This is a genomic window from Streptomyces sp. MS19, from assembly GCF_047200595.1.
Lineage (GTDB): Bacteria > Actinomycetota > Actinomycetes > Streptomycetales > Streptomycetaceae > Streptomyces.
Genome location: NZ_JBJZOH010000005.1, coordinates 120,728 through 145,316 on the forward strand (window position 1 = coordinate 120,728; position 24,589 = coordinate 145,316).

The window sequence follows — 24,589 nt, forward strand, 5'->3', positions numbered from 1 at the left end:
CGTAGTCGAACGCCGGAAACGCCGGAAACGCGGAGTCAGGCGAGCAGTCCGGCGAGCAGTCCGGCGAGCAGTCCGGCGCGCCTCCGGGGCGACCGGGCGGGACCAAGCCGGACCCGCGCGGCCGTTCCGCACTCGGCGGCGAGGTGCCGGCGGTCAGGCGGAGGATGCCGGCGCGGAGGGCGCGGGGCGGGCGCGCGGCGCGCTCAGCGCTTCCCGGCGGGCGGCGGCTCGGACTCAGGGGCGTCGGGCGCCTCGGGGGTGTCGGGCGCGTCGGCGCCGCCCCCGGCGCCGCCCGGTACCGCGCGGCCCTCCCAGCCCGGCAGCACCCGGCCGCACACGGCATGGGTCCACAACTCCGTGTCGGACAAGGTCCACGCGCGCAACGGCGCGCGCCCGAGCCGGCCGACCGGCTTCCGCCACACCACCCCGTTCTCCTCCTCCGCACCCGCGCCGAGCGGCCCTGCCGGACCGCGGGCCTACCAGTGTGCCAAGTCAACAGGCGTGCTGCGCACGGGACCTGACGAACCGTCGCCCGGCGAGCGGGTGATCGGTTCTTTCAGGCCAGGGTGCCGTCAGGACGCGGTGAGTTCGAGGAGGCGGCGGACCGTGTTCCAGTTGCGGCTGGTGGCGACGACGCCGTCCCGGGCGGGTGTCGCCCCGGCGAGCACGTCGGCGAGCCGGGAGCGGCCGAGGCCGTCGGGGGCGAGGAGGTACAGCGCGCGGTCGCCGAGGTGGAAGCGTTCGGGGAGGTGGGCCGCGGCGTCGACGGCCGCGAAGCGCGCGGGGTCCACCGGGCGGGAGTAGTACGTGACGTGGAGCTGTGCGCCTTCCAGCGTCTCCGCGGGGAAGGGGCAGGCGTCCACGACCGAGGCGAGGTAGGCGTGGTCGCGCACCACGACGCCGACGGGGAAGCCGAAGCGCTCCTCGACGGCTGTTTCGAGGCGCGCGGCGAGCGCCGCGTCGGGGTCCCCGCCCGCGTCGGCGAGGGTGTCGGCGGGGGCGTCGAGGACGACGTTCCCGCTCTGGAGGTGCGTACGGACGCGCCCGTAGCCCCGCTCGGCGAGCAGGGCGCGCAGCTCGGCCATGGGGACCTTGCGGCTGCCTCCCACGTTGATCCCGCGCAGGAGCGCGGCATACGTCGTCGTTCCCATCGGCCCAGCCTAGGCCGTGCCGTTCGGATCTTTCCTGGCCCGCGCCGCCGGTCACCGCACCTCGCCGCGTTACCGCATCGCCCGGGTACACCCGGCACGCGTGGCGAACCGGTGCTGGTCGCCGTCGTCGCGGCGCGGACGCATGGTTTCCCCTCGATACGCCCTGGCGTCACTCTTTCGAAGGAAAAGTGACTACTCTCCGTAGCAAGAGGGGACGACGTGGGGCAGGCTGGTCACACAGGGGCACCGGAGGGGGTGCCGGTAGGGGAGGGAGCGGACCATGGGGACGGTGCACGCGCACGAAGTGGTCGGCCGCGCGGGCCTGTTGCCGCCGATCGGGCTTCCGGCGCCGCGGAAGAGGTCCCGGCCCGGCGGTGTGGGGGGTGGAGGTCACCGCCGGGCCGGGGTGAGGGTGGGGTGGTGGTCAGGGGGCCGCCTGGAGCGTGCTCAGCAAGTGCGCGTAGAGGACGCGTCCGCAGGGGGTGTTGCCGGATGCCGCGCAGGACGCGTCGGCGATGTTCTCCGCGTGTTCGGAGACCGACCACAGGCGGGGCGCCCTGCCCGTCCCGCGGCCGTGTTCGGCGTACAGGTCCTCGGGGCCGACGGCCGTGCGCAGTTCGCCGCCGGTGCGGGTCAGCTGCCCGCCGGTGATCCTGGCCCGCCACAGGCTGCCGTTGCTGTACCGGTGGCTCTGGTTGAAGTACCAGGTGCCGTCCTGCCGCGCGACGCCCTGCACCTGGTGCACCGGCAGGAAGTAGCTCGTGTTCCCCGCCACCGAGCCGGAGCGGCGTTCCAGCTCCGCGACGGGCCAGGAGCCGGTGCGGCCGAGCGAGGGCAGACCCGGCGTCGGCGCGCAGTACTCGCCCGCCACGAGCTGGTCGGTGCCCGTGCGGTCGAGCGAGAGGTACGAGATCCGGGGCGCGCCGGTGTCGGCGCAGGCGCTGGACGACCCGGAGTTGTACTGCGTCGAGGACAGCCGCCAGGTCGCGACCTGCGGCATGACATAGCGGTAGCCGTAGGAGTACCAGACGTTGCTCTGCCGCCCGACCTGCCGGTTGTCGCGGACGTTGCTGCGCAGGCCGTCCGGGGTGGGGTCGTCCACGGCGGCGTCCTGGTCCGGGTTGAGGTCCATGACGTAGCGCATGTCGAAGACGCGGATACCGTTGAACGTGTCGGCGACGTACAGGTAGTTGCCGTACCAGACCATGCCGCCCGCGTGGATGCCGTTCTGCATCGGGCTCTCGCTCGCGTGGACGGCGTCGAAGGAGATGTGGTCGTACGAGTTGTAGTACGGCCAGACGAGGAGCACGTGCCGGTAGGCGCGCGCTGCGGGGTCGATGAAGGTGACGCGGACGCCCTTCTCGTTGCACGCGTCGTTCTCGCCGGACGTGCAGCCGTTCTCACGGCCCGGGTTGCTGTTGTCGTACCAGCCGGTCAGCACGGTGCGGGTGGCCGCGCCCCACGCCTCGTCCTCCTGCGCGTCCGAGACGCCGGTGACGGCCTGGGGTATCCACTCGGTGGTGACGGAGTCGTCGTGCTCGAAGCAGTAGCGTTCGACCGTCGCGACCGGCGGCTTCAGCGCCGGGTTCGTGCCGGAGACGGGGTCGCCGCGCCCGAACGGGTCGGGGCACGAACCGCCGGTCTCCAGCGTGCGGTTGGCCTGCGCGATGAGGTTCTGCACGCCCTGCCTGGGAAGCGCCGCGTCCAGCGCGGCCACCCGTCCGCTCAGGTCGCTGCCCGCCGCCAGCGCATAGCCGCCGGCCGGTGCGGGCGCGCCGGGGCCGGGGAACGCCTGGGCCGCCGCCGCCCGTTGGCCCGGCGAGAGGGTGCCGCGCTCGGCGCGTGGCTCCTGCGGCCCGGAGCCCGTCGGCGGCCGCGGATCGGCGTCCTCCGCGCCGGACGGCCCGGCGCCCGGTGGTCCCGTGCCGGCCGCTCCCGCGGTGGCGGTGAGCGCCAGGGGCCCGAGGAGGGCGAGGGTGAGAGCCGCCCCGGCCCCGGCCAAGGAGCGGCGCGTACGGCGCGTACGGCGGGCGCGGCCGGTACGTACGGTCATGCGTTCGCCCTTCGAAAAGGTACCCACGGGTAGAGAGCGAGAACAGAATGGCATGACCTTGACAACAAGAGAAGACCGCGCGCCCCCGCGCGCTCCCCCGCCCCGCCCGTCCCGGGCTCCCCGCGTGGCGACCGGCGCCGGCGCGCTGGGATAGATTGTTGCGAAGCGCACACAATCAATTCCCGGGCCGCTCCGGGATCGGGAGGGAACGTGGGCCGCCCCGTGGTCGTCCAGCTCGACGACGTCAGCGTCCGCCGCCACACGACGGGCCAGGTGATCCTCGACGGCGTGTCCCTCACCGTGCGCGGCGGGGAGCACTGGGCCCTGCTCGGCGCGAACGGCGCGGGCAAGACGTCCCTGCTACGGCTGGTCGGCGCGGTGTCCCACCCGACCACCGGCACCGCCAGGGTCCTCGGGCACCGGCTCGGCCGCGTGGACGTGCGCGAACTGCGCGCCCGTCTCGGCCATGTCTCCTCCGCGCAGCGCGTCCCCGAGCAGGAGACGGCGCACACCGTCGTCCTCACCGGGGCGAGCGGCACCGTCCAGCCGCTGTGGCGCACGTACGACGACACCACGCGCGAGCGTGCCCGCGCGCTCCTGACCGAGCTGGAGTGCAAGGACTTCGCCGACCGCGCGTACCGGGTGTGCTCCGGCGGTCAGCGCGCCCGGATTCTGATCGCCCGCGCCCTGATGCCCGACCCGTCGCTGCTCCTGCTGGACGAGCCCTTCAACGCGCTGGACCTGCCGTCGCGCGAAGACCTCGTGGACGCGCTCACCCGCCTGGCGGCCGACCGGCCCGAGCTGACCACCCTCACGGTCACGCACCACCTGGAGGAGCTGCCGCCCACGACGAGCCACGCCGTGCTCCTGCGCGACGGCCGCGTCCTCGCCACGGGAGCCGCCGACGACGTGCTCACCGGCGAGCGGCTGACCGCCTGTTTCGGGCGGCCCGTCGAGGTGTCCAGGCAGCACGGCCGCTGGTACGCGCGCTCCGGCCGCCCCTGACCCGCACGGCGAGGTCCGCGGCCTCCCCGCCGCGCCTGCCCCGCCTTTCCTTCCCCCGCCCTGCCTGCCCCCGCCTCCGGTCCAGGTCCCGGCCCCTGTGGCGCACGCCTTCACCCGGCGTCCACGGCACGACGGCGCCCCCGGTCCCCGCCGTTCACCGGCGGGGACCGGGGGCGCCCGTGTCCGCTCCCCCGCTCCCCCGCGTGCTCAGCCGCCCTGCGCCTGCGGCGGGATCTCGTTCGGCAGCGCACCGCCGAACCGGCGGTCGCGCGAGGCGTACTCGACGCAGGCGTCCCACAGGTTGCGCCGGTCGAAGTCGGGCCACAGCACGTCCTGGTACACCATCTCGGCGTAGGCGCTCTGCCAGAGCAGGTAGTTGGAGGTGCGCTGCTCGCCCGACGGCCGCAGGAACAGGTCCACGTCCGGCATGTCGGGCCAGTACAGGTAGCGGGACAGCGTCTTCTCGTTCACCTTGTCCGGCGATATCCGGCCGGCCCGCACGTCCTCGGCGAGGCGGGCCGCCGCGTCGGCGATCTCGGCACGGCCGCCGTAGTTGATGCACATGTAGAGCGTCATGACGTCGTTCTCGCGCGTGCGCTCCTCGGCGGTCTGGAGCTTGCGGACGACCGACTTCCACAGCCTCGGCTCACGCCCGGCCCACCGGATGCGCACGCCCATGGCGTCCAGTTCGTCGGTGCGCCGGTCGATGACCTCGCGGTTGAAGGCCATCAGGAAGCGCACCTCCTCGGGGGAGCGCCGCCAGTTCTCGGTGGAGAAGGCGTACAGCGACAGGTTCTTGATGCCCAGCTCGATACAGCCCTTGACCACCTCGATGACGACGCTCTCGCCGACCTTGTGCCCCTCGGTGCGCGGCAGGCCGCGCTGTTTGGCCCACCGGCCGTTGCCGTCCATCACGATGGCCACGTGCCCCGGGACCAGTTCGCCGGGCAGCTTGGGGGGCTGTGCGCCGGACGGGTGCGGTTCGGGGACGCGGTGGTCGCGACGCTGCCGGGGACGGGAAGACAGCATTCCGCGGGGGGCCATAGGGGAACTCCAGTTGTCGGTTCGATCCTGCCGCCGAGGGTAGCCCTCTCAGCCCTTCTCCACGAACCGCAGCGAGCGCAGTCCCCGCTCCAGATGCCAGTGCAGGTACGCCGAGACGAGGCCGCTTCCCTCCCGGACATGGCGGGGTTCCGCGGCGTCGGCGGTGGCCCAGTCGCCGGTCAGCAGCGCGCCGAGGAGCCGCAGCGCGTCGCCCGAGGGGACCACGCTGCCCGGCACCCGGCAGTCGCCGCACACGGCGCCCCCGGCCGCGACCGAGAAGAAGCGATTCGGCCCGGGGAGCCCGCAGCGCGCGCAGTCGTCGAAGCTCGGCGCGTAGCCGCCCACGGCGAGCGACCGCAGCAGGAACGCGTCGAGCACGAGCCCCGGGGCGTGCGCCCCCGCGGCCAGGGTGCGCAGCCCGCCGACGAGCAGCAGGTACTGCTGGACGTTGGGCTCGCCCTCGTGGTCGGTGAACCGTTCCGCCGTCTCCAGCATGGCCGTGCCCGCGGTGTAGCGCGGGTAGTCCTCGACGATGTCGCGGCCGTACGGCGCGATGGTCTCGGTCTGGGTGCACAGTGGCAGGCTCCGCCCGACCAGCGCACTGCCCCGCGCGAAGAACTGCACATCGACGTGCGTGAACGGCTCCAGGCGCGCGCCGAACTTCGACTTGGTACGGCGCACGCCGCGCGCGACGGCGCGCACGCGCCCGCTCCCGCGCGTGAGGATCGTGATGATCCGGTCCGCCTCGCCCAGCTTCTGGGTGCGCAGCACGATGCCGTCGTCGCGGAACAGGGTCATGCCGCCATTCTCGCGCATGCCCCCCGGCACCCGCGGCGTGCCCTGGACGGCCCACCGGCCCCCGCCCCGCCGGGCGGGGAGCGCGCCGGTGCCGGATGGTGGAGGGGTGGAGGACCGCACGGTGTCGCTGCGGATGGCCAGGTGGCGCCGTCGCAGACGGGAGTTCCGGACAGCCCGGCCGCTCCAGGCCGGGCGGTGGAACCTGTCCTGGCTCCTGCCCGCGCTCCTGCTGATCGGGATCGTCGTCGGCGACTGGAACTCGTCGGGCGACTTCCGGGTGGTCACGTGGATCGTGCTGGTGCCCGGTATCGCGGCGGCGCTGTGCGGCGTGGTGGTCACCACGCTGTTCGCCGCCGCGTCGGCCGTGAGTTACTGGGCGCTGGACAACGCCTGGGACTACCACCTCCAGCAGGGCGAGGCGGACTTCTGGCTGGTCGTGGCGGGCGGGCTGCTCGGCGTGCTGGCGGCCTGGCTGCGCAAGCGCGCCTACACGAGGCTGCTGAGCCTGGAGAGCGGCGCGGAGGCGACACGGCTGGCCGTGCTGCGCCCCCTGCCGGTCCACACGGGCGATCTGCTGCTGGCCAGCGCCTACCTCGCGGCGGACGTGGACGCCCAGGTCGGCGGCGACTTCTTCGACGTCCAGCCGTCCCCGCGCGGTACGCGGGTGCTGCTCGGCGACATCCAGGGCAAGGGCGCGTCGGCGGTGGACGCGGCGGCGGCGCTGCTCGGCACGTTCCGCGAGGCCGGGTACTACGAGGAGTTCGAGGTGGTGGCGGAGCGCCTGGACAACCGGATGCGGCGCCACAACCAGTACAGCTCCGAGCTGGGCCAGCCGTTCGAGCGGTTCGCGACGGCCCTGCTGATCGGCTTCCCGGCGGCGGGCGAGGACTGGATCGACGTGGTGAACTTCGGCCATCCGGCGGCCCTGGTCGTCGGCCCCGGCGGGGTCAGGTCGCTGCCGGAGGGGACGGGTCCGCCGATGGGCCTGTCGCTCGTGACGGGGGAACGGCCGCCGGTGCTGCGGGTGCCGTTCTCGCGCCGGGACACGCTGCTGCTGTTCACGGACGGCGTGACGGAGGCGCGCAACGGTGCGGGGACGTTCCTGCCGCTGGGCGAGCGCCTTGAGCAGTACCTGGCCCGTGACGGCGACACCTCTCCCGCGCCGCTGGTCCGCGCGGTCGAGGACGCGGTGATGTGGCACACGCACGGGCGGCTGGCGGACGACACGGCGATCCTGGCCGTCACGCTCGCGCCGGGCGGCGGCTTCCGCCCGCCCGGCGAGACGACCCCCGACCCGGCGCCGCCCGACTACGGCCCGGAAGGCCCGGAGATCACGGGCGGACCGCGTCCGGCGCGGCGAGACCGAGAGAGGTGACGAGCGCCAGCATCTCGGCGCGGTAGAGCTTGCCGGGCTCGGTGGTCTGGGTGCGCAGGTGCCCGTAGACCTCAAGGGAGACCAGCCCGTGCATGCGGCCCCACAGGCGCAGGCCCAAGGCGAGCGCGGCGGGCGGCAGCTCGGGGTGGTCGGCGCGCGCGGCGTCGGCGAGGTGCGGGTCGAAGTCGGACCAGTCCCAGGCGACGGCGGGCTGGAACGGCTCGGCGTGGGGCCACGCGGCGGCGGCGAGGTCGCTGATCCCGGCGCAGGCCCGCCGTTCGGCCTCGGGCGCGGCGCCGCCCTCGGGGACCTGGTAGCCCGCGACGGGGTCGCCGTAGACGAGCCGGAAGCCCTCGGGGTGGGCGAGCGCCCAGTCGCGGAACGCCCCGGCCCACGCCATGACGCGGCCGGCGGTGTCCTCGGCGGGCAGGGCGTCGCGGGCGGCCTCGACGGTGTCGGCGAGCGCGCCGTAGAGGTCGCGGACGAGGGTGGTGATCAGGTCGTCGCGGGTGGCGTAGTAGCCGTAGATCGCGCCCGCCGTCATGCCCATCTCGCGGGCGATGGCGCGCAGCGAGATGGCGTCGGGGCCGCCCTCGGACATCAGGCGGAGGGCGACGGCCTTGATCTCGGCGCTCGTCTCGGCGCGCAGTCTGGCCCGCCGCGTGAGGCCCTGGCGTCCTGCGGTGGCGCTGTGCTCCATGCGCGCCAGCTTACTGGGCGGTCGCGGCCGTGCCGGAAGTGAACAGCATGGGGTGACCGATCGCCGTTCAGTGACGGTCCGGCTGTCCGGCTGTCCGGCTGTCCGGGACCCGGCGGCCGTTGCCCCCGTTCCCCCGCGCCGAGCGGTCCCGACGGCGGTCGGCCGGGCCGGGGACGGTGACCCGTGCCTGACCGGCGGCCGGGACGGCGAGGGCGCCCGCGACGGCGCGGTCGCCGTCGAACTCCCCTGCGCGGCCGCCCCCGCGCCGCGCACGTACGTGGACGCGGCCGGTGGCACCACCCCGTGGAGGAGAGGCGACGACCGTCATGGACGGCGGGCCGGTACCGGGGATACCCGAACCGAGGAGCGCCGCGTGGAGCCGGCGCCGGACGGCTCGCCCGGCTCCGTCTCCGCCCCTGGCCGGGCGGCGGGTGCGTCGGCACCGCCGACGACACGACGGCCGAGGGAGCCGAGGCCGTCGAGGAGCCGTGCACAGGGGGCGCCGGCCGGCGTCTCGTCATCCTGGCGGACCGGGCGGGCCTCCGCCCGCGCGGGTCACGAGGCGAGGGCGAGCGCGAGGGTGGCTGTGTTGAGCGCGACGAAGCCGATGGCCAGACCGAACTGCGCCGAGAAGTCGCGGGCGTGGACGTGCACGCCGATCGCGCACAGGAAGTAGAGGGCGAGACCGAGGGCCGCGGCCGGGCCGATCAGCGGGACGCCGAGCAGCCCGAGGAGGAGTCCGGCGGCCCCCGCCAGCTTCAGCGTGCCGATCGGGAAGACGAGCCACGACTCGGGGACGCCCGCGCGGGCCATGCCCGGGAGGATGGCGGGGAGGCGCAGGACCGCGCCCACGCCCGAGAAGCCGTTGGCCAGGGCGGCGAAGAGGGTGACGACCAGGTGTGCGGTGGAGATCGGAGTGCTCCTTCGCTCCGGGCGTGGGCGGCGCGCGGGCGCGCCGTACGGTGGTGCGGGCGCACCGTCACCACGCAAACGAGATAATACGAGGAGCGTAACGTATGAGTTCCGTATCACCTGAGGGTGGGGAGCCGGCCCGACGGCACCGGCGGGCCACGGTCGAGGTGAAGGGGTCCCTGCGCGCCCTCCAGAGCCGGCTCGCGCTGCTCGGCCACCAGGTCGGCACCCGCCTGAAACTCCGTGACGCGGACCTCGACTGCCTCGAACTGCTCGCCCTGGAAGGGCCCCTCAGCCCGAGCGCCCTCGCCCGCCGCGCGGGGCTGCACCCGGCGACGATGACCGGCGTCCTCGACCGGCTCCAGCGCGACGGCTGGGTGGTCCGCGAGCGCGACCCGGACGCGGCGGACCGGCGCGCGGTGACCGTGCGGGCCGTTCCCGGCAGGACCGCCGAGGTGTTCCGGGCGTACGCGGGGATGAACAGCGCGCTCGACCAGGTGTGCGCCGGCTACACCGAGGAGGAGCTGGCGCTGCTCGCCGGCTTCCTGCGCAGGGTGACGGAAGCGGGCGCGGCGGCGGCTGACGAACTGGCGGACCGCTGAGGGGCGCGGCGCGCCGCTGGACCGGCCCGTCAGCCGCCGCCCGGCGTGATCAGCCCCGACTCGTAGGCTGATATGACCAGTTGGGCCCGGTCGCGGGCGCCGAGCTTGCCCATGATGCGGCTGACGTGCGTCTTGGCCGTCAGCGGGGAGAGCGCGAGCGTCTCCGCGATCTCCCCGTTGTTCAGCCCGCGCGCCACCAGGGCGAGGACCTGGCGCTCCCGGTCCGAGAGCCGGTCGAGCGCCGGGGGCGCGTCCGTCGCGACGGGCGCCGTGGGCGCGCGCAGCGCGCGGGCGATCAGCCGCGCCGTGGGTCCCGGCGAGAGCAGCGCCTCCCCGGCCGCCACCGTGCGGATCGCGTCGAGCAGGTCGGCCGGGCGCGTGTCCTTGACCAGGAAGCCCGACGCCCCCGCGCGCAGCGCCTCCACGACGTGCTCGTCGGTGTCGTACGTCGTCAGGACCAGCACGCGCACGCCCGCCAGGTCCTCGTCCGCGGCGATCGCCCGGGTCGCCTCGATGCCGTCCATGTCGGGCATGCGGATGTCCATCACCACCAGGTCGGCCCGGCAGGCGCGCGCCCCCGCCACCGCCTCCCGGCCGGTGGCCGCCTGGCCGACGACCGCCATCCCGGGCGCCGACTCGACGAGCAGCGCGAACGCCGAACGCACCAGCGTCTGGTCGTCGGCGAGGAGGACTCTTACACATCTTACGTTGGGGTCCCCGGGGCGCGTCGCGGTCATGTCCACAGCGTAGGCGGGCGGGCATGAGGAAGCCCCGCCCATGCGCCACGGGGGCAGCGCAGGAACGGGGCAGGGTGGCGCCGTTGTCACTCGTCGCCGCGTAGGGCTTTCAGGTGGGTGCTTGCGGCGGCTACGAAGGCTTCGCGGGCTGCCTTGAAGTCCTTCCAGTCCGGGTTACCGCCGCCGTCCTTGTGCATGGACTTGAGCCGTTCGAGGACTACACGGGCTTCCTTGTGCGGGCCGACGCCTTCAAGGTCAATGGCGTTGAACGCTGCCCGCGTGGCCGCGTACGCACGGTCTACGGCGCTGATCGCTTCTCGTTCATCGTCGTAACGGCCGTCTTGCCGATGCCATACCACGTGCGATTCAGCATCAACTGCGGTGAGGAACCGCGCGTACATGTCCAGCCGTGCGAGGTAGAGGGGGGTGTCATTCATCGCTACTCCAGTGCCGCAAGCGGACTCGGGTGGCGACACGCTACCCGCCCACAGCCGTGGTCGGTGGCGTGTGGGCGGGATTCCCTCGCGTGCGGTACCGGCTCGTTCAGCAGTCGGTGCGTGAGATCGCCGGGTTGGAGTAGCGCACGGAACGGCGCGGAGACAGGAGAGGCAGCGCGCTACTGCCCCCGCTCCCCCCGTTTCCGTCTCCGCCACCGCTCCCGGTCGGGCCGCAGGCAGCGTCAGGGGCACACACGGTTTGAGGCGAACAACTGTCGAAGCTGGGATTGCACTCCGGAAGGCACGTCGGTGCCATGCGTGGCGCAGTGTGCGGGAACACCTTTTCCAGTTCAGCGCGCGCGGCGTTCATGAGTTCGCCGTCGTAGATTTCCGCGAGGGTCTGACGGTGGACGTTTCCCAAGTCCATCCATCGCGAGAAGACACAGGGCGTTACCCGCCCATCGGGGAGAATGGCGAACTTGGCGCGCCCGCACATTCCGCACAGCTTCTCAAGGCGGGGGTACTTGCCGTCAGCGCCACGGCCGAACGGACGGATACGGTCCGCGCGAACATCCCGGATGCCGAGTTGCAGTAACTCGCCCTCTGCCTGCTTTCCCCGCTGTCCTTCCAGAACGTTGATGATGCTGCCGCGCATCTCGATTCCGAGTTCCCGCGCACGCTGGATGTTGGCCCGGGTGTTCGCGTGCGATCCGCGAGTTTCGGTCACGTCCTCGTGGTCCGATGCCTCATCGCTGTAGTAGCTGAACGCCAGTCGCACGCCGGGCAGTTTCAGTGCGTCCCACACCTCCGGCTTGATGTGAGTCATGTTGCTGAACACTTCGATACGCATGGCGTACTTCCCGGCATAGCGGATGAATCCGGGAAGTCCGGGGTGAAGCGTCGGTTCTCCACCGATGAATTGGATGTCGCGCACGCCCATTTCGTTGAGCTGATCGATTACGCGCTTCCAGTCGGCTTCGGTCATGTCGCCGTGATCCCCTTGCGGGGACGAGTCCGCGTAGCAGTGTCGGCAGTTGAGATTGCAGAATCCAGTGATCTCAAGCCATGCGAACTGTGGGCGGAGCGGAAGTGCTCGCATTCCTTCTCCCGTTGGCCATTTCTGCGGTTCGCGACCCTAACCCGATGCGGTCGCCATGGGTGGTGTGAAGCCCGCCCCCTGCCGAGGGCTTGTCGCCGTGGGGTGGACCAGTCATCCCCGGCAGGGAGCGGGAGTCTCTATGCGACTGCCGCTAATTGCAGCGTCGCGCTAATGTCAGTCGGAGCGGATACCGGTTCAGCCGTGAGTGCGTAGATGACGCCTACGTCCCCGGCGTGTGCGCCGATCGGACGCCCCGATGCCAGAATCGCCAATTGGCGGTCCTGGGTGTCGAAGTCCCAAATCCATGCACGGAAGATGCGCCCAGGGTCCGGCAGCTCTTCGGCAACCGGATGTAACGCTGCCTGTGGAATGGGGCCAACGCCGGGTTGAGGGGAAAGGGCGTTGGCGATTCGCGCTGCCTGAGAGCGGAGCCAGCCAAGGGCGCATTCTGGCGACGCTGCGCCACAGCTCCCAAGGTGAATACTGCGCTCACCGTGCGGGATTCTGGCCGCCACTTCGCACCGGTACCCTAAAATCCCGGTCACTGGAAGTCCCCGGGAATCATGGTGTACGGCAGCACGGAATGCTGACGACAGTTGACGTGCCTGGGGTTTTCCCTGAGATGGTCGAAGGTCCATGCCTGCGCTGCTTCGGCGTTCTCGTCTGTCGGCCCCATCTCCCCGCAGTCAGCGCATTCGTAGGCGACCTTGACGGGTTCGGCTTCCGCTTCGCGCTTCGGCGTCAACGTCCAATTACGGAAGCGGTAGCGCGTGCCCATCACTCACCCGCCCCGTTGTCGTCCTGGTGCAGCCTCAAACCGCGCGACTCAGCCACATTCAGAGCGTTGTGCAGACACTCGGACAGCCGTTCAGCGACGAAACGCAACTCGTGATCAGCCGCACCACCGTTCGCCAACACAGCCAACGAGTGATCAAGCACTATCGCCGCATCGTGGAGCTGTGCGCCCTCCAACGAGTCAGCGAGACGAGCGAGCGTCCCGCCCTCGTTGCCCGGCGCAAGGTGCGCGGGGCGCCCCTCTCCGTCACGCCACGGCAACAGCCGCGCCCCGGGCGTGGGCGGCCATCCACCGGCACCATGCGTAAACTCAGCCATGGTTGCCTGCTCCTTTCAGGTGATCCATGCCCCCGGGCCGGTAGGACGGTCGCGGGGGTCTTGCATCTGTCCATGCTTCGACCTGCAAGGCTCGCGCGGGAGTTGACCAGGGTTGACTACTCTGGAAGTACCAGCAGTCAACCCCCAGAGGTTCACTATGCGTGACAACTTCGCTGATCTTGCCCGTAGGGCACTACAGGACAGCGATTACTCAATGAAGGCTGCCGCACGGGCCATGAACTATGACCCTGCCTATTTGTCGCGCGTACTCAACGGGAAACAACAACCGTCGGCAAAGCTTGCAGTGTTGATGGACAATCTCCTTGGCACTGATGGCGCATTGGCGGCAACTGTTCTCAACGAAGATGAGGCATCGCGGGTTGCCCGCAGTGCTGCCAAGCCGTCTCGTTTGGACGCGGGCACCGTGGATGCTCTTGCCGGAGTCCTGTCCGCGTATCGACGGTTGGACGACACGGTAAAGCCACGGTCGGTTATCCCAGCGACCATGGCTCAAATGAAGGAAGTAACCCGGATACTCCGGGCCGCTCGCGGTCCACATCGGGACCGTCTGGCCGAAGTAGCGTCAGAGTGGGTCCAATTCTCGGGATGGATGCTCGCCCAAGCGCGTAAGGACAATGAAGCCGTACGACTTCTCAACGACGCTTTAGAACTTGCCGACGAAATCGGAAATGGCACCCTCGCAGCACAAGCGCTGAATTTCAAGGGGTATATTGCCCGTCAGCAGAACCGGCCGCAGGGTATTGCTCGCTGGTTCGCTGCGGCAGCGAATACACCGGGGGCACACCCTGCCCAACGAATCGGAGACTTCCTACAAGCGGCTGCCGGAATGGCCACCATGGGTGAAATTAACGCGGCTCTCCTCATGGTCGAAGAAGCAGAAGGGCTGACAGACAAGGCATCTGGAATGGCTCCGCCCGAGACCGCCTATTGGCTAACTCCTGCATTCAACCGCCTGAACATGGGGCTCTGCACTCTTGCCCTAGGTCGGTACAGCGAAGCTGCCGACCATTTGAAATCTGGGTTGGCGGGACTTCCCGAAGAACTACGTGATGCCCCGTGGTCTTGGGAACACAAGGACGCGCTTCACCGGGCTCTAGAGGCGGAATGAACGACAAAAGCCCCCGCACCCGCCACGATGGGCAAATGCGGGGGCAGGGTCAGAAGTGTTCGGGGCATGGGACCGAAGTACCGCGCTGCCGGACCGTCGTACACGCCTGCCTGACGGTCTTCCAAAAGGCGCTTAAGGTCCGTCTCAGCGGCCCGCAGAACGGCGCGCGCGGCTTGCTCTTCCTCGGATTCCTCTGGCTGCACACGAGCCGCCCAACGCTCCGAGACAGCGACCATGAGCGGGTCATCAGCCTCAGCGTTGGAAAGCCGCGCAAGCCACCGTTGAAATACGTACTCCTCCAACCGGTCAACGCGCGCCCCCGCCCGTGCCTGACACGTCCGTCCGCCGACAACCGCCGCGCACTGATACGACGTTCCCTGAAACTTCCGCCACGCGACGGAAGATTTCCCGAACCACGTCCGTACCGGTCACGGGTGACCTTGAAGCCCCATGGCGGACGCCCGGCAACCCACAGCCCTTTATCGCGCTGCTCGGATTTCGTGTCACACACCCGCTGTGACAAATTCTCCGAGTATTCCCGCGCCTCTTACGCACGGTTGATGATCCAGCGACGGTCACGCGACTCGTTCGAGTCAAGCCCGTCCATGTCGAAGATGACCCGCGCTTTGCCGATCACCTTCAAGAGGTCTTCGGCACCCTTACGGCTGAACCGGTCGATCGCGTACGCCCAGAGGGCGGGAACCTCAGCTTCAACCAACGCCCGTAGCGCCCGGTCGAAATCGGAGCGCGTCACGTCCTTGAAAGCGCTCTGAGTGTCCCTCCAGACCTTCCGCACGGCGTAGCCGTTCCGGTGCGCCCAACGGTGCCCCTGCTCCCGCTGAGAGTCCGTGCTCTGTTCCCGGCGGTGGTCTTCCTTCTTGAGCCGCTTCGACTTCCGCGTGTACAGGTCGATTGCGTTCGGCTCGTTCTTCCCGCAGATGGTGCACGCGTGCTCGCTCGGCATGACGTGATCACGTCCCCGGTCGTAGGTGATCCCCCTCACGACCGGGAGCGCAACGACTCCCAGAGCCAGAAAACCGCAGGTCAGGCGCTAGATACGCAAGGGTTCACTCCTCCTCGGCGAGCAGCACACGGATGTCCGGCTCGCTCATCCCACCGCCTCCACGACGCGTTCGCCGTCCTCCCCCGGCTCTCCGCCCGGCGCCACGACGGGCAGGTCCGCCGTCACCGCGAAGCCGCCCGCGCGGCGCCCGGCGGTCAGGACGCCGCCGATGCTGCGGGCGCGTTCGCGCATCCCCGTGAGGCCGAAGCCCGGCGGCTGCGCCTTGTCCCCACCGTCCCCGCCGTCCCCGCCGTCACCGCCACCGCCGTCGTCCACGACCGCGATCCGCAGCACGCCGTCCGTACGGTCCACGGCGACCGTGACCGCGACACCGGGCCCCGCGTGCCGCACCGCGTTGGTCAGCGCCTCCTGCACGATCCGGTACGCCGCCGCGCCGACCACGGGCGGCAGCGCCTCCGGCACACCCGCCGCCAGCGTCACGCGCGCCCCCGCCTCCTCCGCGTGCCGAACCAGGTCCGGGATGCCCCCGAGCCCCGGCGGCGGCGCGCTGCCCTCCGTGCCCTCGTCGTCCGCCTCGTCGCCGCGCAGGACGCGCAGGGTGGTGCGCAGTTCGGCGCGCGCCTCGCGGCAGGTCTCGGCGATGGCGTCGAGCGCCTCGGCCAGCGAGTGGCGGTCGAGGCGTCCCGGGTCGGTGGTGAGGAGGTGGGAGGCGACGGACGTGCGGACCCCGATGACGGTGATGCTGTGCGCGAGGAGGTCGTGCAGGTCGCGGGCGATGCGCAGCCGTTCCTCGGCGATGCGGCGCGCGGCCTCCTCCTCCCGGCTGCGGACGGCGCGTTCGGCCCGCTCGTGGACGGCGACCACGTACTGGCAGTGCAGCCTGACCAGTTCGCCGAAGATGAGGAAGGCGAGCACCCACCCGAAGACGCGGAAGACCGCGACCCCCGCGGCGACGTCCCGCCAGAGGAAGACCGACAGTGCGACGAGGACCAGCGCGTGCGCCACAGTGACAGTCCGCCAGCGCGGGCCGGCCACCGCGAGCGAGTACACCGCCAGACCTGTGGCGGTGAACGGTGCGACGTGGTCGTAGTCCAGGGCGTGGAACGCGCCCGCGCCCGCGAAATGCGCCAGCAGTACGGCGAGCGGGGCGCGCCGCCGCCAGACCAGCGGCAGCACCAGGCCGGCGAGCAGCAGCCAGCCCGTTGCGTCGAGCCCCTTGCCGTCGGGCTCGCGCACCAGCGTCGTCAGCGCGCAGAACGCGAAGGTGACGACGGCGACCAGGACGTCTGCCCGGAGGGCCGGGACGGTGCCCGGCTCCTCCGGGTAGAACGGGCGTATCAGCGCGGGCGCGGGCATGGCGCCATCATCGGGCATCCGCCCCTCGGGAGAGCGGGCCGGGCCACCACACGCGGCGCCCCAGCAGCCAGGTCGCGGCGGTGATGATGTACGTGCGCACGAGGAACGTGTCCAGCAGCACGCCGACCGCCACCACGAAGCCCAGCTGGAACATCATCACCACCGGCATCGACATCAGGACGCCGAACGTCGCCGCGAGCACCACACCGGCCGACGCGATGACGCCGCCCGTCGTCCGCAGCGCCGTGAGCGCCGCCTGACGCGTCGCCAGCCCGCCCAGCGCCTCCTCGCGCATGCGGTGCATCAGGAAGATCCCGTAGTCCACGCCGAGCGCGACGCAGAAGACGAACGTGGTCAGCGGCACCGCCGGATCCATCCCCCTGTAGCCGAACACCGACTCGAACACGAGCGAGCCGAGCCCGAGCGCCGCCCCCCACGAGGCGACGACCGCCGCGAGCAGCAGCACCGGCGCGAGGACGCTGCGCAGCAGCGCCATCAGGATCAGCAGGACCACGCCGAGCACCAGCGGCAGGACGAGCGCCTGGTCCTCGGCGCTCGTGTCCGCGAGGTCGATCTGCTGGGCGGTCGAGCCGCCGACGACCGCCTCGGCGCCCTCGACGGCGTGCAGTGCGCCGCGCAGCGCCCCGATGGTCTCCTTCTCGCCGTCCGACTCGGGCGGCGCGGTGGCCCAGACGGCGAGTTCCGTCCAGCCCGCCGCCGACCTGCCCTCCGCCACGCGGTCCACGCCCTCGGTCGCCCCGGCTGCCTCGGCGACCTCGGCGGCGTGGTCGGTCCTCGCCATGACGGCCAGCGGCTGCGTGCCGTGCCCGGGGTACGCGTCGGCGAGGCGCGTCATGGCGCTGATCGACTCGGGGGTGTCGGTGAACGTGTCCTCGCTGCGGGGTGCGCCCGGCAGGTTGAGCGTGCCCAGGGCGAGCGCGCCCAGGAGCACGACGCCGCCGGTGAGGATGGCGACCGGGCGGCGGCTGACGGAGGAGCCCATGCGCGCGAACAGGGTGCGCCGCTCCCTGGCCGTCGGGTCGGGGCTGCCGTACCGGGGGCTGTGATATCGGGGGATGAGCGGCCAGAAGACGCGGCGCCCGGCGAGCACGAGCAGCGTGGGCAGCAGCGTCGTCATGACGGCGAGCGAGGACAGGACGGCCACGGCACCGACGGGCCCGAGCCCCTTGCTGCTGTTCAGTCCGGCGGCGAGCAGGCACAGCAGCCCTGCGGCGACGGTGCCGGACGAGGCGAGCAGCGCGGGGCCGCAGCCGCGTACGGCGCGCAGCATGGCCTCCAGGGGTACGCGTTCCCGCCGCAGTTCCTCGCGGTAGCGGGCGGTCAACAGCAGCGCGTAGTCCGTGCCGGCTCCGAAGACGAGCACTGTCATGACCGAACTGCTCATGGTGGTGACGGTGATGTCGAAGACCTGGGCGATCGTGTACAGCAGGGCCATCGAGCAGACCGCCGCCACGCCGACCGACAGCAGCGGCAGCAGCCACAGGACGGGGCTGCGGTAGGTGACGACGAGCAGCACCGCCACGATGAGCGCGGTCGCCATCATCAGCGTCACGTCCACGGACTCGAAGACGGCGGTGCTGTCGTGCTGGAGCGCGCCCGCGCCGCCGACCTCGGCGGTCAGGCCGCCGGGCAGACCGGCGTCGGTGCGCTCGCGTATGTCCTCCACGGCGTCCGCGCGTTCCTCGGAGCTGTCGATGCCGTGCAGGGCCAGCGGGTACATCACGGTCGTGCCGTCCTCGGACGGTACGGCCGCGGGCTCCGCGCCGCCGGTGTCGTAGGCGGCGGCGACCTCGGCGGCCCGTTCGCCTGCCGCCGCCAGGTCGTCGGCGGTGAGGCCGCCGTCCCTGGCCCAGACGAGGATCACGTCCGTGGTCTCGCCGCCCGGCAGCAGCTCCTGGAGCCGGACGACCTGGGTCGAGTCGGCGCTGTCGGGCAGGTAGTCCACGCTCTCGTCGCGTGTGATGCCGCCGAGCTTCCCGGCGAACGGGAGGGCGAGCGCCAGGACCGCGACCCACAGGCCGATGACGGCCCAGGGCAGCAGGCGGCGGCGCCCGGCGGGCGGCGGTGCGGGCGGCGAGTCCGCGGGCGGGGTGTCGAGGGTCAGGGCCCCCATGGGTGGCCTCCAGGCTTTCCGGCAGTGGTTCGGGTCGTTCGGTGACGTGCCCCACCAGCCTTCCGGCGCGCGCCGCCCGTCGCGTCGCCCGCCGGACCGAGGTCGGCCGTACCGCCCGGGGCGGCAGGGGGCGCCCGTTACTCCCCCGGGAGTACGCCCGGCGCGTGCCGGGGCGCGCGGGTGTGGCGTGCGTCTCGGATGCTGATACGCGGCCGGAACGGGCCGGTGGCGGGGTTATCGTGGCTGAGCGATGCGTTTCGGGATGCTCCTCCTTAGCCGCCGCGGCGAGGGTCTGTAGTCGCAGGCCGACCCCCTCCCCGCGGAGTGCGGCGCTGCCGTCGGCCGTTTCCCGTCCGAGTCACCCCCCGCAAGGAGACCGTCGCCCCTCATGAACAAGAGCACGCCGCTGACCACGGCCACCGCACGCCAGCAGCCCTCCGGCATGCCGGTCTACAAGTACCGGCCGTACGAGGCCGTCGACATCCCCGACCGCACCTGGCCTGGCAACCGCGTCACCCGCGCCCCCCGCTGGCTGTCCACCGACCTGCGCGACGGCAACCAGGCCCTGATCGACCCGATGTCGCCGGTGCGCAAGCGGGCCATGTTCGACCTGCTGGTGCGCATGGGCTACAAGGAGATCGAGATCGGCTTCCCGGCGTCGGGCCGGACCGACTTCGACTTCGTCCGCTCGATCATCGAGGAGGACGCGATCCCGGAGGACGTCACGATCTCCGTGCTGACGCAGGCCCGCGAGGACCTGATCGAGCGGACCGTGGAGTCCCTGGCAGGCGCGCACCACGCGACCGTGCACCTCTACAACGCGACGGCGCCCGCGTTCCGCCGCATCGTCTTCCGCGGCGGGCGCGAGGACATCAAGGCCATCGCCGTGGACGGCACGCGCCTGGTGATGGAGTACGCGGAGAAGCTGCTGGACGACCGCACCGTCTTCGGCTACCAGTACAGCCCCGAGATCTTCACCGACACCGAGCTGGACTTCGCGCTGGAGGTCTGCGAGGGCGTCATGGACGTCTGGCAGCCCGCCGAGGGGCGCGAGATCATCCTGAACCTGCCGGCGACCGTCGAGCGTTCCACGCCGTCCACGCACGCCGACCGCTTCGAGTGGATGTCGCGGCACCTGTCGCGCCGCGAGTTCGTCTGCCTGTCCACGCACCCGCACAACGACCGGGGCACCGCCGTCGCCGCCGCCGAGCTGGCCGTCATGGCGGGCGCCGACCGCGTCGAAGGCTGTCTGTTCGGCCAGGGCGAGCGGACGGGCAACGTCGACCTGGTCACGCTGGGCATGAACCTGTTCTCGCAGGGCGTGGACCCGCAGATCGACTTCTCGCGGATCGACGAGGTGCGCAGGACCTGGGAGTACTGCAACCAGATGGACGTCCACCCGCGCCACCCGTACGTGGGCGACCTGGTGTACACCTCGTTCTCCGGCTCGCACCAGGACGCGATCAAGAAGGGCTTCGAGGCGCAGCGCCCCGACGAGCCCTGGGAGGTCCCGTACCTGCCGATCGACCCGAAGGACGTCGGCCGCTCGTACGAGGCCGTGATCCGGGTCAACTCGCAGTCGGGCAAAGGCGGCGTCGCGTACGTCCTGAAGAACGACCACAAGCTGGACCTGCCGCGCCGGATGCAGGTGGAGTTCTCGAAGATCATCCAGGGGAGGACGGACGCCGAGGGCGGCGAGGTCACCCCGGCGCAGATCTGGGACACGTTCACCGACGAGTACCTGCCCGCCGGCGAGGGCCAGGCGCACTGGGGCCGCGTCGCACTGCGGGACGCGCAGGCTTCCACGACCAGCGAGGGCCAGGACGCGCTGACCGTCGAGGCCGTGGTGGACGGCGCCGACACCGTGCTGCGGGGTACGGGGAACGGGCCGCTCGCCGCGTTCTTCGACGCGCTGACGTCGGCGGGCGTCATCGGCGGGGACGGCGTGGACGTACGGCTGCTGGACTACGTCGAGCACACCATGAGCGCGGGCGCGGGCTCGCAGGCCGCCGCGTACATCGAGTGCGCCGTCGGTGACCGTGTGCTGTGGGGCGTCGGGATCGACGCGAACATCGTGCGCGCCTCGCTGAAGGCGGTCGTCTCGGCCGTCAACAGGGCGACGCGCGCCTGACGACCCGGCGCCCGCGCGCCGTTCCCCGGGCCCGGTGGCCGGTTTGTGCCGACGCACTACTGACGCCGGGCCCGTGGTGTGGTTAACATCACGCCCACGGCGATGTTGCCGGTGGGTAACGGAGGTACGGCGTGGTGCACTCCAGCGGGGTGAGGGTTGCGGGGGTCCGCACGGCCTGGCGCGTGGTCGACGACGGTGATTTCTGGTGCGCGAGCTGCGGCGGGGACCGTTGTTACCAGCGGATGACGGGCAGGCGGCGCTTCACGCTGCTGGGCGTACCGCTGCTGCCGCGCGGCGCGGTGGAGCCCGTCGTGGAGTGCGTGTCGTGCCGGACGCACCACCCCGTGGCGGCGCTGGAGCAGCCCACGACGACCCGGCTGGCCGGTCTGCTGCGGGACGCGGTGCACTCGGTCGCCCTGATGATGCTCGCGGCGGGCGGCGACGAGGCCGCCGCGCGGCGCGCGGCCGTCGAGACGGTGCGGGCCGCCGGTTTCGCGGAGTGCACGGAGGAGCGGCTGCTGACGCTCCAGGCGGCGCTGAGCTGCCGCCAGTCGCCGCTGATGGACCACGAGGTGCACGAGACGCTGGGCGCGCTCGCCCCGCACCTGGCGGGCCCCGGGCGGCGGACGCTGGTGTTCCAGGGCGCGCGCGTCGCGCTCGCGGACGGCCCCTACCGCGCGGCGGAGCGCTCGGCGCTCGGCACGATCGGCGCCGCCCTCGGCCTCTCCGCGGCCGAGACGGCCGTCCTCCTCACCGAGGCCGCGACCGCCGCCTCGAACTGACGCGGCGCCCTGGGCGCCTCAGCGGGCGGTGTCGGCCCGGCCCTGGTCGTAGCCGTCGCGGTGGGCCAGGACCTCACCCATGTGGCCCTCCGCCCACTCCTTGATCCCCAGCATGACGCCCTGGAGCGAGCCGCCGAGCGCGGTCAGCCCGTACGTGACGGTGACGGGCACCGTCGGCGTCACGGTCCTGGTCACGATGCCGTCGCGCTCCAGCGAGCGCAGCGTCTGGGTGAGCATCTTCTGGCTCACGCCCGAGATCCGGCGCGCCAGTTCGGAGAAGCGCAGGGGCCGCGGTCCGCTCCCGGGGACCGCCCCGGGCCCCGGGCCGTCGCCGCCCAGCGCGGCGAGCACGAGGGCGACCCACTTGTCGGAGATCCGCTCCAGGAGCTGGCGGCTGGGACACATCGCGAGGAACGCGTCGTACTCCGCCTTGGCCACGGCCTTCCGCTCGGACGCGGTGCTGGTCGCCACGGGTGATCTCCTCCGGTCGGTGACTTAGGCACTTCAAGGTGCCTACTTCCCCCGGGTAACCGGGCGCCTCCATGGTGGTCCTGCACCACCGCGAAGACAAGACCACCGCACCAGAGCTGCCAGGAGAAGAAGAAGATGACGACGCAGCAGCAGCAGAAGACGTTCCGGCAGGCCGTGGTCCGCGTCCCGTCCGGGCCCCGTTCGGTCGAGATCGCCGACGTCCCGCCGGTCGAGCCGGGTCCGGGGGAGGTCCGCGTCAGGATCGCCGGCGCGGCGGTCAACCCGGTCGACCTGGGCGTGGCCGGGGGCGTGTTCCACCGGCTCGGCATGGTCCACCAGCCGCAACACACCGGTCTCGGCTGGGACTTCGCGGGCACCATCGACGCCGCGGGGCCGGGCGCCGGGCTGCCGGCCGGCGCCCGTGTCGCCGGGTTCGTCGACGGCTTCGACCGCGCCCACGGCTCCCACGCCGAACTCCTCGTCGTCCCCGCCGCGGACGTCGCCGTCGTCCCGGACGGCGTGGACCTGGTCGAGGCGGCGACCGTGCCGCTCAACGCCACCGCCGCGGCCATGATCGTCGATCTCGTCGGCGATGCGCCCGAGGGGGGGCGGGCGGCTGCTGGTGACCGGCGCCGCCGGCGCGGTGGGCCCGCACGTCGCCGTGCTCGCCAGGGACCGCGGCTGGGAGGTGACGGGAATGGCCAGGGCGGCCGACGAAACGTTCGTCCGCGGCCTGGGCGCGGACTTCACCACCGAGGCGGGCGAGGGCTGGGACGCCGTCGCCGACGCCGGAGCCCTCCAGGAACGCGCCCTGGCGGCGGTACGCGACGGCGGCCGTTTCGTCGGCGTGCAGCCGGCCGCGCGGCTCCCCGAGGAACGCGGCGTGAGCGTCGAGGTCGTGTTCGCCCGGCCCGACGGCGCACTGCTCACCCGGCTGCTCGCACGCGTGGCGAAGGGGGACCTGCCGGCCCGCGTCCACGCCGTCGTACCGCTCGCCGAGGCGGCCGGCGCGTACCGGGCGATGGCGGAGGGCGGCGTCCGCGGCCGGATCGTCCTCGTCCCGTGACGGCGCGGCGCCGCCCCGCGGCCGGACCGTGCGGCGCGGGGCCTGCGCGCCCCGGTCGATGCCCGGCGGAGAACCACGGCAGCCGCCCCGGGCGGGCGCGAAGGGGACGAGCGAAAGCCGGCGGCGGGGTCGCCGTCCTCACGCCGATACCGGGGAACCCCGTGACGCCGCACCACCACACCCCCCGGCCTGGCACGCACCACGCCCGGCACGACCCACGGCCCGACGGGCAGGCACGAAGGGGGCACGCGGAAGCCGGTACCGCGTCACCGCCCCCGCCACGACGGCCGCGCCGGTGCCCGGGGGCGCGTCAGCCGCCACGGCACCGCGCCGCACCATCGCGCGCCCCGGTCAGTGCCCGGGGAACCACGGGGCCGCCCCGGCCGCCTGCTCCACGCGACCCCGGTCCCGACGGGCGGACGCGAAGGGAACGCGCGGCAGCCGTGCCGGGCCACGACGGCCGCGCGCCGGTACCCCGAACCGCGTCACCACACCGTCCGCCCACGGTCGGGCACGCGCCGCGCGCAGGGCAGGCGGCGGTCCCTCGGTCCGCCGCTGTCCGGCACACCACCGCGTCCCTGACGGGCGCCGGCACGCGGACGCGCGATCCCTTCCCGTGCGGCCAGGGCCGGAAGACTTGCCCGTGGGCGGGTGCTTCGGGAACGCGGGAAGGCACGCAGGGGCGTCCACGGCGTGGGGTGAGCCCGGTGGCCCCGGCGTCCGGCCGGGAGGGCTGCCACAGCGGCCCGGGGCTCCCCCGCACCGGCGACACGCTCAGGCGTCGCCGGAGTGCACGGCCTCGTGGGTCCACCGCCCGCGCGGCTCGGTGTGCAGCCGCCAGAAGTGGCCCGCGATGTCGTCCGGGTCGAACGCCGTGCCGGGCGCGACCGGGCCGTCCACGCGGATGCTCGCCGCGTGCACCCCCGCCGGGCCGTACGTGCCGTCGAGCAGCGACACCAGCGCACGTACGCCCGCCTTGCCCAGCGACAGGCTGGCGTACTCCGGCTTCGCCTCCGGCATCCCGGAGGTGACGAGGAACGAGCCGCTGCCGCGTTCCGCCATCGCGGGCGCGAGGTGTGCGGCGGTGGCGAGGGCGCCGCCCACGTTGACCGCCCACGCGCCGAGGTGCTCGCGCAGCGACAGGTCGCCGATGGCGTCGGGCCGGATGAGCGCCGCGTTGTAGACGACGGCGTGCGGCGTCCCCAGCGCGCCGGTGAGGGTGTCGAGCGCGGCGCGGAGGGCTGCCTCGTCGGTGGCGTCCGCCGTGGCCGTCGCGACCGTGCCCGCGACACCGGCGGCGGCGTCCCGTACGGTCCCCTCGCGCCGCGCGACGAGCCCGACGGCGTACCCCTCCCGCGCGAAGCGGCGGGCCACCGCCGCGCCGATGCCGGGACCGGCTCCGACGACGATCGCGCTGGGTGCGGGCGGCGGTGCTGCGGTCATGGCGGGCTCCTCAGGGGGCGCGTGCGG

24 protein-coding genes and 1 pseudogene are annotated in these 24,589 nt (G+C 72.4%); 8 read left to right on the plus strand and 17 right to left on the minus strand.

Going from position 1 to position 24,589, the window contains the following annotated elements; translation table 11 throughout:
* Positions 1 to 203: 203 nt before the first annotated feature.
* The 3 genes from ACL02R_RS07435 to ACL02R_RS07445 form a co-directional block, all read right to left on the minus strand.
* Positions 204 to 425 (minus strand): hypothetical protein, encoded by a 222-nt coding sequence (locus ACL02R_RS07435; RefSeq protein ID WP_412796057.1) that lies wholly within the window; start codon positions 423 to 425, stop codon positions 204 to 206.
* Between the two features lie 147 nt (positions 426 to 572).
* Entirely contained in the window at positions 573 to 1,151 is a 579-nt protein-coding gene (locus ACL02R_RS07440; protein ID WP_412796058.1) for a DUF1697 domain-containing protein, read from the minus strand.
* Positions 1,152 to 1,575: 424 nt separating this feature from the next.
* The gene (locus tag ACL02R_RS07445) at positions 1,576 to 3,204 is read right to left on the minus strand and encodes a hypothetical protein (protein WP_412796059.1); all 1,629 of its coding nucleotides are present in this window, start codon (positions 3,202 to 3,204) and stop codon (positions 1,576 to 1,578) included.
* 210 nt (positions 3,205 to 3,414) lie between these two features.
* Here ACL02R_RS07445 and ACL02R_RS07450 point away from each other — a divergent pair, with 210 nt between their 5' ends.
* Entirely contained in the window at positions 3,415 to 4,209 is a 795-nt protein-coding gene (locus tag ACL02R_RS07450) for an ABC transporter ATP-binding protein (protein WP_412796060.1), read from the plus strand.
* A gap of 207 nt (positions 4,210 to 4,416) precedes the next feature.
* Here the strand turns inward: ACL02R_RS07450 and ACL02R_RS07455 are convergent, their stop codons facing one another.
* Together ACL02R_RS07455 and recO are read right to left on the minus strand one after the other, a co-directional pair.
* A complete protein-coding gene (locus ACL02R_RS07455; RefSeq protein ID WP_412796061.1) occupies positions 4,417 to 5,253 on the minus strand; it encodes an isoprenyl transferase in 837 nt (278 codons plus the stop codon).
* Between the two features lie 48 nt (positions 5,254 to 5,301).
* On the minus strand, positions 5,302 to 6,051 hold the full coding sequence (gene recO, locus ACL02R_RS07460; protein ID WP_412796062.1) for a DNA repair protein RecO: 750 nt from the start codon (positions 6,049 to 6,051) through the stop codon (positions 5,302 to 5,304).
* A gap of 106 nt (positions 6,052 to 6,157) precedes the next feature.
* Here recO and ACL02R_RS07465 point away from each other — a divergent pair, with 106 nt between their 5' ends.
* On the plus strand, positions 6,158 to 7,426 hold the full coding sequence (locus ACL02R_RS07465) for a PP2C family protein-serine/threonine phosphatase (protein ID WP_412796063.1): 1,269 nt from the start codon (positions 6,158 to 6,160) through the stop codon (positions 7,424 to 7,426).
* Here the strand turns inward: ACL02R_RS07465 and ACL02R_RS07470 are convergent.
* Entirely contained in the window at positions 7,383 to 8,126 is a 744-nt protein-coding gene (locus tag ACL02R_RS07470; RefSeq protein WP_412796064.1) for a TetR/AcrR family transcriptional regulator, read from the minus strand. The two genes, ACL02R_RS07465 and ACL02R_RS07470, sit on opposite strands and share 44 nt — an antisense overlap.
* 555 nt (positions 8,127 to 8,681) lie before the next feature.
* Positions 8,682 to 9,116, minus strand: coding sequence for a DoxX family protein (locus ACL02R_RS07475; protein ID WP_412796065.1), 435 nt, complete (start codon positions 9,114 to 9,116; stop codon positions 8,682 to 8,684).
* Between the two features lie 26 nt (positions 9,117 to 9,142).
* On the opposite strand from ACL02R_RS07475, the gene ACL02R_RS07480 reads away from it, so the two are divergent.
* A complete protein-coding gene (locus tag ACL02R_RS07480; protein WP_412796066.1) occupies positions 9,143 to 9,640 on the plus strand; it encodes a MarR family transcriptional regulator in 498 nt (165 codons plus the stop codon).
* Between the two features lie 29 nt (positions 9,641 to 9,669).
* Here ACL02R_RS07480 and ACL02R_RS07485 read toward each other — a convergent pair whose 3' ends face one another.
* From ACL02R_RS07485 to ACL02R_RS07505, 5 genes are all read right to left on the minus strand, one after another.
* Positions 9,670 to 10,377 carry a response regulator gene (locus tag ACL02R_RS07485; protein WP_412796067.1) on the minus strand — a complete coding sequence of 236 codons (708 nt, stop codon included), beginning with the start codon at positions 10,375 to 10,377 and terminating at the stop codon, positions 9,670 to 9,672.
* A gap of 86 nt (positions 10,378 to 10,463) precedes the next feature.
* On the minus strand, positions 10,464 to 10,814 hold the full coding sequence (locus tag ACL02R_RS07490; protein WP_412796068.1) for a hypothetical protein: 351 nt from the start codon (positions 10,812 to 10,814) through the stop codon (positions 10,464 to 10,466).
* Positions 10,815 to 10,920: 106 nt separating this feature from the next.
* Positions 10,921 to 11,913 carry a radical SAM/SPASM domain-containing protein gene (locus tag ACL02R_RS07495; RefSeq protein ID WP_412796069.1) on the minus strand — a complete coding sequence of 331 codons (993 nt, stop codon included), beginning with the start codon at positions 11,911 to 11,913 and terminating at the stop codon, positions 10,921 to 10,923.
* 541 nt (positions 11,914 to 12,454) lie between these two features.
* Positions 12,455 to 12,691, minus strand: a complete 237-nt coding sequence (locus tag ACL02R_RS07500) for a hypothetical protein (RefSeq protein WP_412796070.1) — start codon at positions 12,689 to 12,691, stop codon at positions 12,455 to 12,457.
* The gene (locus tag ACL02R_RS07505) at positions 12,691 to 13,026 is read right to left on the minus strand and encodes a hypothetical protein (protein WP_412796071.1); all 336 of its coding nucleotides are present in this window, start codon (positions 13,024 to 13,026) and stop codon (positions 12,691 to 12,693) included. The genes ACL02R_RS07500 and ACL02R_RS07505 overlap by 1 nt, the downstream gene beginning before the upstream one ends.
* Before the next feature lie 157 nt (positions 13,027 to 13,183).
* Between ACL02R_RS07505 and ACL02R_RS07510 the strand changes: the two genes are divergently transcribed.
* Positions 13,184 to 14,155, plus strand: coding sequence for a helix-turn-helix domain-containing protein (locus tag ACL02R_RS07510; RefSeq protein ID WP_412796072.1), 972 nt, complete (start codon positions 13,184 to 13,186; stop codon positions 14,153 to 14,155).
* A gap of 547 nt (positions 14,156 to 14,702) precedes the next feature.
* On the opposite strand, the gene ACL02R_RS07515 is transcribed toward ACL02R_RS07510, so the two are convergent.
* The 3 genes from ACL02R_RS07515 to ACL02R_RS07525 form a co-directional block, all read right to left on the minus strand.
* Complete coding sequence (locus ACL02R_RS07515; RefSeq protein WP_412796073.1) at positions 14,703 to 15,119, minus strand: recombinase family protein; 417 nt, start codon at positions 15,117 to 15,119, stop codon at positions 14,703 to 14,705.
* 144 nt (positions 15,120 to 15,263) lie between these two features.
* Positions 15,264 to 16,535 (minus strand): sensor histidine kinase, encoded by a 1,272-nt coding sequence (locus tag ACL02R_RS07520; RefSeq protein ID WP_412796074.1) that lies wholly within the window; start codon positions 16,533 to 16,535, stop codon positions 15,264 to 15,266.
* Positions 16,536 to 16,542: 7 nt separating this feature from the next.
* Positions 16,543 to 18,669 (minus strand): MMPL family transporter, encoded by a 2,127-nt coding sequence (locus tag ACL02R_RS07525; protein WP_412796075.1) that lies wholly within the window; start codon positions 18,667 to 18,669, stop codon positions 16,543 to 16,545.
* 388 nt (positions 18,670 to 19,057) lie between these two features.
* Here ACL02R_RS07525 and leuA point away from each other — a divergent pair, with 388 nt between their 5' ends.
* Entirely contained in the window at positions 19,058 to 20,800 is a 1,743-nt protein-coding gene (gene leuA, locus ACL02R_RS07530) for a 2-isopropylmalate synthase (RefSeq protein ID WP_412796076.1), read from the plus strand.
* A 182-nt stretch (positions 20,801 to 20,982) separates the two neighbouring features.
* Complete coding sequence (locus tag ACL02R_RS07535; protein ID WP_412796077.1) at positions 20,983 to 21,582, plus strand: TerB family tellurite resistance protein; 600 nt, start codon at positions 20,983 to 20,985, stop codon at positions 21,580 to 21,582.
* 18 nt (positions 21,583 to 21,600) lie between these two features.
* Here ACL02R_RS07535 and ACL02R_RS07540 read toward each other — a convergent pair whose 3' ends face one another.
* On the minus strand, positions 21,601 to 22,053 hold the full coding sequence (locus ACL02R_RS07540) for a winged helix-turn-helix transcriptional regulator (protein WP_412796078.1): 453 nt from the start codon (positions 22,051 to 22,053) through the stop codon (positions 21,601 to 21,603).
* A gap of 135 nt (positions 22,054 to 22,188) precedes the next feature.
* Here ACL02R_RS07540 and ACL02R_RS07545 point away from each other — a divergent pair.
* Both ACL02R_RS07545 and ACL02R_RS07550 read left to right on the plus strand, forming a co-directional pair.
* Positions 22,189 to 22,509: pseudogene (locus tag ACL02R_RS07545) on the plus strand (alcohol dehydrogenase catalytic domain-containing protein); the annotation flags it as partial.
* A 136-nt stretch (positions 22,510 to 22,645) separates the two neighbouring features.
* Positions 22,646 to 23,119: a zinc-binding dehydrogenase gene (locus ACL02R_RS07550; RefSeq protein ID WP_412796079.1), complete on the plus strand. Its 474-nt coding sequence runs from the start codon at positions 22,646 to 22,648 to the stop codon at positions 23,117 to 23,119.
* A 774-nt stretch (positions 23,120 to 23,893) separates the two neighbouring features.
* On the opposite strand, the gene ACL02R_RS07555 is transcribed toward ACL02R_RS07550, so the two are convergent.
* A complete protein-coding gene (locus tag ACL02R_RS07555; protein WP_412796080.1) occupies positions 23,894 to 24,562 on the minus strand; it encodes an SDR family NAD(P)-dependent oxidoreductase in 669 nt (222 codons plus the stop codon).
* Between the last annotated feature and the right edge of the window lie 27 nt (positions 24,563 to 24,589).